The organism is Methanoregula sp. (assembly GCF_002835825.1).
Taxonomy (GTDB): domain Archaea; phylum Halobacteriota; class Methanomicrobia; order Methanomicrobiales; family Methanospirillaceae; genus Methanoregula.
On record NZ_PIZH01000312.1, the window covers coordinates 1 to 2553 of the forward strand.

The 2553-nt window shown below is 51.8% G+C and carries 3 protein-coding genes; all 3 read left to right on the forward strand.

The window, feature by feature from the left end; all coding sequences use genetic code 11:
* Window positions 1-86: 86 nt before the first annotated feature.
* A complete protein-coding gene (locus CW742_RS10330) occupies window positions 87-620 on the forward strand; it encodes a tryptophan transporter (protein ID WP_292420075.1) in 534 nt (177 codons plus the stop codon).
* Window positions 617-2050, forward strand: a complete 1434-nt coding sequence (locus CW742_RS10335) for an ABC transporter ATP-binding protein (RefSeq protein ID WP_292420077.1) — start codon at window positions 617-619, stop codon at window positions 2048-2050. Before CW742_RS10330 ends, CW742_RS10335 begins: the two co-directional genes overlap by 4 nt.
* The coding region (locus tag CW742_RS10340) for an energy-coupling factor transporter transmembrane protein EcfT (RefSeq protein ID WP_292420080.1) at window positions 2047-2553 on the forward strand (507 nt) is incomplete at its 3' end. The genes CW742_RS10335 and CW742_RS10340, both read left to right, overlap by 4 nt.

Genomic DNA, 2553 nt, shown 5'->3' on the forward strand with positions numbered 1-2553 from the left:
GTATACATCAAGGTATACAAAATTCATTGCGCGGTCTTTGTGCTGCTGCCTGTCATCCTTGTTACCTGGTTATGGTTGTGCAAATCATGAAGTCAAAAGATATTGCTATTGTGGGAATCCTGCTTGCTATCGGAGCCATCCTCCGGTACTTCCTTGCGATGCTCCACACCCCCCTGACACCGAACATGATCATCGCATTCTACTGTCTTGCGATCATCCTGATACGGCCTAAGATCCTGGAAGCGCTCGGTATCGGTCTTGTTGCCGGTGTCCTCTCGATGCTGATCTCGAGTTCGATGTTTCCGCCTGCCAATATCATCAGCGAGCCAATCGGTGCGCTGGTTTGCTTTGCTCTCTACGCGATCCTCCGCGAACGGACAAAACTCGCTCCGACAGTCACCACGTTCCTTGCCACCCTGGCAAGTGGTTTCTCCTTTGCTGCCATAGCAATGATGTTTGTTGGTGCAAGCGTGCTCTCCAGCCCCAAATACGGGGGTGACATTATGGCCTTTGTCGCGGTTTTCGTGCCAATCGTAGTCATAACGGCAGTCTTTAATGCAATCGTGGTCCAGTTCCTCTACATCCCTTCCAGCAGGGTGCTTCTTAGAGGACAGGAATGATCGAACTAACTGACATAACATACACGTATCCCCACACGGTGCAACCGGCCCTGCACCGTGTCTCCCTTTTTCTTGAAAAAGGCCGGTGCGTAATGGTGACCGGCCCCTCTGGCGCCGGGAAAACATCGCTCTGCCTTGCAGCATCCGGAATCCTGCACCATGAATATGGCGGGAAGAAGGAGGGTTCTGTAATTGTTGATGGGAAAGATGTGACAGCGTATACTACCCTCTCGGATCTGGCGCAGAATGTCGGGGTCGTATTCGATGATCCTGAAGCCCAGATGATCTTCACGACCGTTGAAGAAGAGATCCTTTCGGCACTGGAACATCGGGGCTTACCTGTTTCTGTTATCGAAGAGCGGCTTGCGTGGATCATGAAAACAACCTACCTGGAAAACCTCCGGGGCAGGTCTCCGCATCATCTCTCCGGCGGCCAGAAACAGCGAGTTGCCCTTGCCGCAACGCTCGCGCTGGGCAATGATATCCTCATCCTTGACGAGCCGACATCAGAGCTTGACGAGCATGCAACAAAAAGGATTGCGGATATTCTCTCAAATCTCAAGGAGCAGGGCAAAACCATACTCCTGGTAGAACACAAGTATCACCATTTCCGGGATATTGTTGATACCCTTGTCATCATGGAGGACGGGGCCGTAACAATCAAAGGCATACCAGAACAGGTTCTGCAAAACGAACGGATCCGCGCCATGGTTCTGCCGGACTTCTCAACAATCCGTAAAGCAGTGCCACCCGCATCAGATGATGGCCCAATCGTATTGGTACAGGATCTCCGCTATTGTTATGGCGACGTTGAAGCCCTTTCCGGGATCAGCCTTGCCATCAAACGGGGTGAGTTCGTGGCTATCGTTGGAGAGAACGGATCGGGGAAGACAACACTTGTAAAGCATTTCAACCGGCTCCTGACACCAACAAGCGGCAATGTCATCATCAATGGGAAAAACACAAAGGATTGCAGTATCGCAACACTCGCCCATGATGTCGGTCTTGTTTTCCAGAACCCGGACCACATGTTCTTTGCTGATACCGTAAGGGAGGAGATTGCGTACGGCATTCACAACCTCGGTATTGCAAAAAGTGATGAGGTCATCGATGCTGCGCTGAAGGATGCCGGGCTCTCCGGATCTGCTGACCTCTATCCGCGGTGGCTCTCGCGCGGAGAGCGTCAGAGACTTGCGATTGCCTGTGTGGTTGCCATGCAACCGGGTGTCATCGTCCTTGATGAACCTACTACCGGGCTGGACGGAAACGAAGCAAGAATGGTCATCGATATGCTCAAGGATCTCCAGGAAAAAGGGCACACGATTCTCATTATTACCCATAACCGGGAAATCGCTCAGCACTGTGCCGATCGCGTCATCCTGATGGAAAACGGAAAGGTTGTTTCCGATACCGGGGGTGCAGGACAATGACCGAGATCCTCCAGTATGTCCACAAGGATGCATTCCTGCACCGGCTCCATCCCTATACCAAGATCTTCTTTATTGTCCTTGTCTCGCTCATGGCGATCATCTCGACAAGCATCCCGTTCCTCTGCCTCATGGTCTTTGCCATGCTCGTGTTTGCCGCATATGGTGAGCTTTTGAGGGAATCACTCCAGCAGCTCAAACTGATCCTTGTGATGAGCATCATCTTCATTCTCATCACGATCATCACCATGCCCGGGGGAGAAACACTGGGATATGTTATTCCGTTAGGAGTCCCGTTCATAGGGGGCTTCATCCCCATCACGAGTGGCGGGCTCATGATCGGTATTGTGCTTACTCTCAGGTTCATTATCCTGATATTCGCGTTCCAGCTCTTCCTTATCTCAACCCATCCACGGGCCATTGTACATGCCCTGGTGAAAGTGCGGCTTCCCTTCTATTCTATCCTGATGCTCATCATCGCACTTCGTTTTCTCCCGACACCCCAA